Consider the following 7900-nt stretch of genomic DNA (forward strand, 5'->3'; position numbering starts at 1 on the left):
ATCCTTTTGTTGAGACTCTTATGGTTCTTTTGTTTTTGTTGTTAATTGCTTAGTGTTAAAAGTAATTGGCTCACGTTCGACGGTTTGCCAGGCAGCCCGTCGGCCAAGAAAAAAGGACAATATGACAGTCAAACTCGAGGTCAAATCACTCTACAAAATCTTCGGCGATCAGCCGGAAAAAGCGTTCAAATTGCTGGCCAAAGGCCATGACCGCGCCAGAATACTGCAAAAAACCGGGCAGACCCTGGGGGTCCAGGATGTCAATCTGGCCATCGACGAAGGGGAGATCTTCGTGGTGATGGGCCTCTCCGGCTCGGGCAAATCCACCCTGGTGCGTCTCTTCAACCGGCTGATCGAGCCGAGCCGCGGCCAGGTGCTGATCGATGGCGAGGACATTGCCGCCATCTCCGACAGCGAGCTGCGTCAGGTGCGGCGCAAGAAGATCAGCATGGTATTCCAGTCCTTCGCCCTGATGCCGCACCTGAGCGTGCTGGAAAATACCGCCTTCGGGCTGGAGCTGGCCGGGGTGCCGCTGGCGGAACGTCAGCAGAGCGCCCGCCAGGCACTGCAGCAGGTGGGGTTGGGGCAGTGGATCGATGCCTTCCCCGATGCGCTCTCCGGCGGCATGAAGCAGCGGGTCGGGCTGGCCCGTGCCCTTGCCAATGACCCCGATATCCTGCTGATGGACGAGGCTTTTTCGGCGCTGGATCCACTGATCCGAACCGAGATGCAGGATGAGCTGCTCAAGCTGCAGGCCAGCCAGCAGCGCACCATCGTCTTCATCTCTCACGATCTGGATGAGGCGATGCGCATCGGCGATCGCATCGCCATCATGCAGGACGGCCAGCTGGTGCAGGTCGGCACCCCGGACGAGATCCTCAACCAGCCCGCCAACGACTATGTGCGCGCCTTCTTTCGCGGGGTGGATCTGGCCCATGTGTTCAGCGCCCGCGACGTGGCCAGCCGCAAGCAGATGCCGCTTATCAAGAAGCACACCACCGACGGGCCGGGCAACGCCCTGCGCCAGCTCAAGGAGCAGGAGCGGGAGTTCGGTTACGTGGTGGATCGCCGGCGCCGCTTCATCGGGGTCGTCTCGGTGGAGTCGCTCGGTCAGGCGGTCAGGGCCAAAGGCAGCCTGGAGCAGGCGCTGCTGGCGGACATCCAGCCCATCCTGGCGGACACCGCCCTCAACGAACTGATCAGCCAGGTGGCCTCCGCCCCCTGTCAGGTGCCAGTGGTCGAGGAGGATGGCACTTATCTGGGCCTAATCTCCAAGGCCAACCTGCTGAACACCCTGGACAGGAGTACCCCGGCATGAAGCGGATGAATCCCCATTTTTTACTGAGCGGGCTGCTGGCCCTGGTGCTGCTGGCGAGCCCCTCCCTGCGTGCCGATGAGGTGGCGACCGACCCTTGGGGCGCCACGGCTTCCAGTGCCACCGAGGTGGCCGATCCCTGGAGCGATACCGCCACCGCCGCCACTGACTGGCAGAACCAGATCGAGACGGTGGACACCACAGCCTCAGTCGACTGGCTGGATCCCTTCCAGCAGGCGCTGGTGCCGCTGGACAGCTGGGTCGAGGGTGGCATCGGCTGGCTGGTGGAGAACCTGCGACCGCTGTTCCAGCTGATCCGCGCGCCGGTGGAGCTGACCCTGAACGGCATGACCCATCTGCTGCAGACGGTGCCCTCCACCCTGATGATCGGCCTGCTGACCCTGATCGCCTGGCAACTAGTGAACGTCCGCATGGCGCTGGGGACCCTGGCCTCGCTGGTGATGGTGGGTCTGATCGGCGCTTGGTCCGATGCCATGGTGACCCTGTCGCTGGTGCTGACCTCGCTCTTTTTCTGCGTCTTGCTCGGGTTGCCGGCCGGTATCCTGCTGGCGCGGAGCGAGCGACTGTCACGCTGGACCCGGCCGTTGCTGGATGCCATGCAGACCACTCCGGCGTTTGTTTATCTCATCCCCATCGTGATGCTGTTTGGCATCGGCAACGTGCCCGGGGTGGTGGTGACCGTCATCTTTGCGCTGCCGCCCATGATCCGGCTCACCATGCTGGGCATTCGCCAGGTGCCCGCCGATCTGGTGGAGGCGGCCCACTCGTTCGGTGCCAGCCCCTCCCAGCTGCTGTTCAAGGTACAGCTGCCGCTCGCCATGCCCACCATCATGGCCGGGGTCAACCAGACCCTGATGCTGGCGCTCTCCATGGTGGTGATCGCCTCCATGATCGCGGTGGGGGGGCTCGGCCAGATGGTGCTGCGTGGCATCGGCTGGCTCGACATGGGGCTCGCCTCCATCGGCGGCCTCGGCATAGTGCTGCTGGCCATCGTGCTTGACCGCCTGACCCAGGCGATGGGACAGCCGGATCGCAGCCGTACCGGTCGCTGGTATCAGCGCGGCCCCGCCGCCCTGCTGCTGCGCCTGCTCGGTCGCGACAAGCCAATCGATTACAAAGGAGTAAATGCATGAGACTGATCACCAAGACGCTGACCCTGGGCTCCCTGCTGCTGAGCGCCCAACTGCTCGGCCCGTTCGCCATGGCCAGCACCGAGCTGCCGGGGGAGGGCGTGCGCGTTCAGCCCCTGCAGAGCTCCTTGCCGGAGGAGAGCTTTCAGACCCTGCTGGTCAGCAAGCTGATGGCGCGCCTCGGCTATGACGTCCAGCTGGCCCAGGAGGTGGACTACAATGTGGCCTACGCCTCGGTGGCGCAGGGGGATGGCACTTTTCTGGCCTTCAACTGGATACCGCTGCAGAACAACAAATATGAGCAGGCTGGCGGCGACAAGGTGTTCTTCCGTGAGGGCACCTATGTGGCCGGGGCCGCCCAGGGTTATCTCATCGACAAGCAGACCGCGACCCGCTATGGCATCACCAACCTGGGACAGCTCAAGGATCCCAAGCTGGCGGCGCTGTTTGACGGCGATGGCGACGGCAAGGCCGATCTCATCGGTTGCAACCCGGGCTGGGGCTGCGAAGAGGCGATCAACCGCCATCTGGCCGAGTTTGGGCTGACCCCCACAGTCACCCACAAGCAGGGCAACTATGCGGCGCTGATCGCCGATACCCAGGCCCGCTTCAAGAGCGGCAAGCCGGTGCTCTACTACACCTGGACCCCCTACTGGCTCAGCAGCGAGCTGGTGCCCGGCCGGGATGTGGTGTGGCTGCAGGTGCCCGCCGATGGCCCTGATGCGGCCAAGACCCGGCTGCCGAACGGCAAGAACTACGGCTTCCCGGTCAACACCATGCACATCGTCGCCAACAAGCGGTTCGCCGAGGCCAACCCGGCGGCCGCCAAACTCTTCTCCATCGTCAAGCTGCCACTCAATGACATCAACGTGCAGAACGGTCTGATGAACAAGGGGCAGAACAAGCCGGCGGATGTGGAGCGTCACGCCGATGCTTGGCTCAAGGGCCACGAGGCGCTGGTGAACGACTGGCTGAATCAGGCGCGCGCCGCCGCCAGGTAATGAGGGCGGTAGGTCGCTTTTTTGCGCAAGGAAAAACGCCCGGCAGTTGCCGGGCGTTTTTTATGGGAGCCATGCGGGTGGAGCGTCTGGCTCAGATGCCGGAGCCGTCGCTCTCGCCACTCTCCTCGTGCAGACCGCATTCGCGCTTGAGGCCGAAGAAGCGGGTCTGCTCCTCGCTCATGCCGGGCTCCCACTTGGTGGTGGTGTGCACATCGCCCACCGACAGGTAACCCTGCTCCCACAGGGGGTGGTAGGGGAGGTCGAACTCCTTGAAGTAGTAGAAGACGTCCTTGTTGCTCCAGTCGATCACCGGCAGGAACTTGAAGCGGCCGCGCTGGATGGCCAGCACCGGCAGCTTGCCCCGGCTGCCTGACTGCTCACGGCGCAGACCCGAGAACCAGGTGCGGGCACCGAGCTCGTTGAGGGCGCGATCCATGGGTTCTACCTTGTTGAGCTGGTTGTAGCGGGTGATCCCCTCCACCCCCTGCTCCCACAGGAGGCCGAAGCGGGCCTCCTGCCAGGCCGGGGTGAGCGCGGCCCGGTAGATCTTGAGGTTGAGGGCGAGACGCTCGGTCAGCTCGTCGATGAAGCGGTAGGTCTCGGGGAAGAGATAACCGGTATCGGTCAGCACCACAGGCACATCGGCCCGCTCGCGGCTCACCAGGTGCAGCATCAGTGCCGCCTGGATGCCGAAGCTCGACGACAGCACATGCTCTCCCGGCAGGTTGGCCAGGGCCCAGCGCACCCGCTCGGGGGCGCTCATGGCATCCAGCTGCCGGTTGAGGGGGGCCAGCGCCTCGACCTGCTCCTCCCGGCTCAAGGCCAGCAGGGCGTCGAGGTCGAGCCGGCCGTCGGCGGTGCGCGCCAGCCGGGCTGTATCAGTCTGTTCAGGCTGCATAGAAGTCCCTCGCGGAGTCGATGACCGGGGCTATGATCCCGGCGCGAATGACGAAATCGCCGAAGCACTCGTCCGGGTTGCGCTCCTTGGCCCAGCGCCCGATCAGGGCGTCCAGCTCGGCCAGGATCTGCGGCTCAGTGATGTTCTCCAGGTGCAGGCGCGGGATGCGGGTCCCCTCCAGGTTGCCCCCCAGGTGCAGGTTGTAGCGGCCCGGCGCCTTGCCCACCAGACCCACCTCCGCCAGCATGGCGCGGCCGCAGCCGTTGGGGCAGCCGGTGACCCGGAAGATGATGGCGTCATCCGCCAGGCCGTGCTTGGCCAGCAAGCCTTCGATGTCGGTGACGAAGGCGGGCAGCATGCGCTCGGCCTCGGCCATCGCCAGCGGGCAGGTAGGCAGGGCCACACAGGCCATGGACTGCTTGCGCTGCTCGCTCACGCCGTCGTCGAGCAGGCCGTACTGGCGCGCCAGCGCCTCGATGCGGGCCTTCTCGCCGGCAGGCACGCCCGCGATGATGAGGTTCTGGTTGGCGGTCAGGCGGAAGTCCCCCTGGTGCACCTTGGCGATCTCCAGCATGCCGGTCTTGAGGGGCTTGCCCGGGAAGTCCAGCAGGCGGCCGTTCTCGATGAACAGGGTCAGGTGGTGCTTGCCGTCGATCCCCTCGACCCAACCGAAGCGATCACCACGGCTGGTGAACTCATAGGGGCGCACCGGCCCGAACTGGATGCCGGCACGGTTCTCCACCTCGGCCTTGAAGGCCTCGACCCCCACCCGTTCAAGGGTGTACTTGGTCTTGGCGTTCTTGCGATTGACCCGGTTGCCCCAGTCACGCTGGGTGCTGACCACGGCGGCTGCTACCTCCAGCACGTGGGAGAGCGGCACGAAGCCGAAATCGCTCGCCTTGCGCGGATAAGTGGTGGTGTCACCGTGAGTCATGGCCAGACCCCCGCCCACCAGCACGTTGAAGCCCACGAGCTTTCCGTGTTCGGCAATGGCCACGAAGTTGAGATCGTTGGCGTGGATGTCCACGTCGTTGTGGGGCGGGATCACCACGGTCGTCTTGAACTTGCGCGGCAGGTAGGTCGACCCCAGGATCGGCTCCTCGTCCCCCCCCAGCTTCTCGCCGTCTAGCCAGATCTCCACGTAGGCGCGGGTCTTGGGCAGCAGGTGCTCGGAGATCTTCTTGGCCCACTCGTAGGCCTCCTGGTGCAGTTCTGACTCCACCGGGTTGCTGGTGCATAGCACGTTGCGGTTCACGTCGCCGGCGGTGGCGATGGAATCGATGCCGGTGTTGTTGAGGGTCTGGTGCATCAGCTTGATGTCGCGCTTGAGCACCCCGTGGAACTGGAAGGTCTGGCGGGTGGTCAGGCGGATGCTGCCGTACAGGCTGTGTTCCTCGGCAAACTTGTCGATCACCAGCCACTGGGCCGGGGTGATGATGCCGCCGGGCAGGCGGGCGCGCAGCATGACGTTGTGCAGGGGCTCCAGCTTCTGGGCGGCGCGCTCCGGGCGAATGTCGCGGTCATCCTGCTGATACATGCCGTGAAAGCGGATCAGCTGGAAGTTGTCGCCGTTGAAGCCGCCGGTGAGCGGGTCCTTGAGATCCTGCTCTATGGTGCCGCGCAGAAAGTTGCTCTCGCGTTTCAGACGTTCGTTGTCGGCCAGCGGTCCTTCCACCGGTCCTGGAATAACTTGTTTGCTCATCAATAGACATCCCTTTGATAACGTTTGGCACGACGCAATTCGCTCAGATACTCTTCTGCTTCCTCACGGCTCTTCTGGCCATGTTCGGCAATCACATCCAGCAGGGCTTCCTGCACATCTTTGGCCATATGATTGGCGTCGCCGCACACATAGAAGTGAGCGCCTGCTTCCAGCCACTGGTAGAGCTCGAGCCCCGCCTCGCGCAGGCGATCCTGCACATAAATCTTGTTGGCCTGATCCCGGCTGAAGGCCAGGGAGATCTTCGACAGCAGGCCCGACTTCACATAACGCTGCCACTCCACCTGATAGAGGAAATCCTGGGTAAAGTGGGGGGTGCCGAAGAAGAGCCAGTTCTTGCCGTCGGCCCCTTGCGCTTCCCGCTCCTGCAAGAAGGCTCGGAAGGGGGCGATGCCGGTGCCCGGGCCCACCATGATGACGGGGGTATCGGGGTTAGCAGGCAGGCGGAAGTTGTCGTTGTGCTCCACGAATACCCGCACCTCGGCATCCTCAGGCAGACGGTCCGCCAGATAGGAGGAGGCGGCGCCGCTGCGCACTGTGCCGTCTTCCTGCGGGTAGCGCACTACGCCGACGGTCAGGTGCACCTCTTCCTCCACCTCGCTCTGGCTGGAAGCGATGGAGTAGAGGCGCGGAGTGAGCGGGCGCAGCAGGCCCAGCAGCTGTTCGGCTGTGAGCGCGGTCGGGAAGCGTTTGAGCACATCCACTACCTGGGCGCTGGCCACCAGCGCGTTGACCTGGGCCTTGTCTCCGGCCAGATCTTTGAGCGCCGCGTTGTCCGAGATCTCTGCCAAGCCGGTGATAAAGCCGCCGTGCAAGCGAGTCAGCTCCAGCTCGCGGCTGAGCACCTCGCGCAGGCTGCCGCGGGCGGTGGCCTCGTCGCCGGAGAGATGAGCCAGCGCCAAGACCTCACCGACCAGGTCGGCATCGTTGTCAAACCAGATGCCCAGCGCATCCCCCGGCTGGTAGCGGATGCCGGACTCTTCGAGGCTGATCTCGATGTGGCGGATATCCTTGGTCGAGTCGCGACCGGTGATCTTCTGGTTGACCGAGAGTCTGGCCGGGAAGGGGTTCTCCTTGTTGTACTGGCTGTGGCCGACCGCCTGTTGGACCGCGCTGGCTACTCTGCTGCCGGCGGGGCCGGCGGAGAGGGTGGCGGCGATGGCGTTGAGCGCCTGTTCGCCCCATGCCTTGGCGGCATCCTGATAATCCACGTCCAGGCTGGCGAGTTCATGCACCCGATCGGCGCCGGCCTTGGTCAGCAGGCTGTCAAAGTCCTTGCCGGTCTGGCAGAAGAACTCATAGGAGCTGTCACCCAGCCCCAGCACGGCGAACTTGAGCCCTTCCAGCTTGCCAACCTTGCCCTTCTTGAGCTGCTCGTACAGATCGACCGCGCTCTCCGGCGGTTCACCCTCCCCGTAAGTGCTCACTACCACCAGCAGGTGGGTCTCTTTCTTGAGCTGCTTGGGTTTGTAGTCCGCCATGGAGGTGAGGGTCACAGGCAGGCCACGGGCCTCGGCCTGCGCCTTGATGGCACTGGCCACGCCCTTGGCGTTGCCGGTCTGGGAGCCGTAGAGAATGGTCAGATTGCCGCTGGGGGTGGCTGCTGCTGCCCCGGTCACGGCAGGCTGGCTGCCCGCCTGGGAGAGACCGTAGAGATAACCGCTCACCCAGGCCAGTTGCTGGGTATTGAGGGTCGATAGCGCCTGGCTCAGCTGTCGCTGCTGCTCGTCAGATAGGGGAGTCAGGTTGGTCAGGGAGTCCTTCAATTGCATCACACACGTCTTCCATGGTCTGATTTTTGGTCAGGTTAAGGGG

The 7900-nt window shown here is 64.2% G+C and carries 6 protein-coding genes; 3 read left to right on the plus strand and 3 right to left on the minus strand.

Annotated elements, in window-relative coordinates:
- Positions 1–121: 121 nt before the first annotated feature.
- The 3 genes from proV to proX are packed head-to-tail and all read left to right on the plus strand — an operon-like array spanning position 122 to position 3467.
- Positions 122–1318: a glycine betaine/L-proline ABC transporter ATP-binding protein ProV gene (proV, locus tag CAK78_RS05930; protein ID WP_094696678.1), complete on the plus strand. Its 1197-nt coding sequence runs from the start codon at positions 122–124 to the stop codon at positions 1316–1318.
- Complete coding sequence (gene proW / locus CAK78_RS05935) at positions 1315–2469, plus strand: glycine betaine/L-proline ABC transporter permease ProW (RefSeq protein WP_094696679.1); 1155 nt, start codon at positions 1315–1317, stop codon at positions 2467–2469. Before proV ends, proW begins: the two co-directional genes overlap by 4 nt.
- A complete protein-coding gene (gene proX, locus CAK78_RS05940) occupies positions 2466–3467 on the plus strand; it encodes a glycine betaine/L-proline ABC transporter substrate-binding protein ProX (RefSeq protein ID WP_094696680.1) in 1002 nt (333 codons plus the stop codon). The genes proW and proX overlap by 4 nt, the downstream gene beginning before the upstream one ends.
- A gap of 91 nt (positions 3468–3558) precedes the next feature.
- Here the strand turns inward: proX and CAK78_RS05945 are convergent, their stop codons facing one another.
- Genes CAK78_RS05945 through CAK78_RS05955 form a run of 3 tightly spaced genes read right to left on the minus strand, consistent with a single transcriptional unit; the run spans position 3559 to position 7857 of the window.
- Positions 3559–4365 (minus strand): phosphoadenylyl-sulfate reductase, encoded by an 807-nt coding sequence (locus CAK78_RS05945; RefSeq protein ID WP_094696681.1) that lies wholly within the window; start codon positions 4363–4365, stop codon positions 3559–3561.
- The gene (gene cysI, locus CAK78_RS05950; protein ID WP_094696682.1) at positions 4355–6067 is read right to left on the minus strand and encodes an assimilatory sulfite reductase (NADPH) hemoprotein subunit; all 1713 of its coding nucleotides are present in this window, start codon (positions 6065–6067) and stop codon (positions 4355–4357) included. The genes CAK78_RS05945 and cysI overlap by 11 nt, the downstream gene beginning before the upstream one ends.
- Complete coding sequence (locus tag CAK78_RS05955; RefSeq protein ID WP_176452695.1) at positions 6067–7857, minus strand: assimilatory sulfite reductase (NADPH) flavoprotein subunit; 1791 nt, start codon at positions 7855–7857, stop codon at positions 6067–6069. Before CAK78_RS05955 ends, cysI begins: the two co-directional genes overlap by 1 nt.
- Positions 7858–7900: the final 43 nt, after the last annotated feature.

The sequence above is a fragment of the Aeromonas sp. A35_P genome (assembly GCF_002259925.1).
GTDB lineage: Bacteria > Pseudomonadota > Gammaproteobacteria > Enterobacterales > Aeromonadaceae > Aeromonas > Aeromonas dhakensis.

Bases quoted from the DNA above. Each gene is read 5' to 3' on its own strand.
- cysI (WP_094696682.1), bottom strand. From the start codon at position 6,067: ATGAGCAAACAAGTTATTCCAGGACCGGTGGAAGGACCGCTGGCCGAC.
- proW (WP_094696679.1), top strand. From the start codon at position 1,315: ATGAAGCGGATGAATCCCCATTTTTTACTGAGCGGGCTGCTGGCCCTG.
- CAK78_RS05955 (WP_176452695.1), bottom strand. From the start codon at position 7,857: ATGCAATTGAAGGACTCCCTGACCAACCTGACTCCCCTATCTGACGAG.
- proV (WP_094696678.1), top strand. From the start codon at position 122: ATGACAGTCAAACTCGAGGTCAAATCACTCTACAAAATCTTCGGCGAT.
- proX (WP_094696680.1), top strand. From the start codon at position 2,466: ATGAGACTGATCACCAAGACGCTGACCCTGGGCTCCCTGCTGCTGAGC.
- CAK78_RS05945 (WP_094696681.1), bottom strand. From the start codon at position 4,365: ATGCAGCCTGAACAGACTGATACAGCCCGGCTGGCGCGCACCGCCGAC.